The sequence below is a fragment of the Arthrobacter sp. 05T442 genome, from assembly GCF_056395945.1.
In genome coordinates, this window is record NZ_JBFTKM010000076.1 from 1 (window position 1) to 346 (window position 346).

The window sequence follows — 346 nt, forward strand, 5'->3', positions numbered from 1 at the left end:
ATCGCGTGATTCTTGGAAAGACCGACCAAAGTCTTCTCTCAAGGAGTTACCACGCGATGACCGCACCCCATATTATCGACCCTGCCCGTTTCCTATCCGAGCAGCTCGAGCAGGCCTCCCCGGATCTCATGCGATCCATGCTCACGACCTTCATCAACGCGCTGATGAGCGCAGAAGCCGACGCTGTCTGCGGCGCYGAATACGGTGCCCGTTCCGAGGCCCGCAGCAACTCCCGGAACGGCTACCGGCACCGGGACTTCGACACCCGCACCGGCACCCTGGACGTCGCCATCCCCAAGCTCCGGCAAGGCTCCTACTTCCCGGACTGGCTGCTGGAGCGCCGCCG

At 63.5% G+C, this 346-nt stretch carries 1 protein-coding gene; it reads left to right on the plus strand.

What is annotated here, in order from left to right; translation table 11 throughout:
* Positions 1 to 56: 56 nt before the first annotated feature.
* The coding region (locus AC1DES_RS19255) for a transposase (RefSeq protein ID WP_476897291.1) at positions 57 to 346 on the plus strand (290 nt) is incomplete at its 3' end.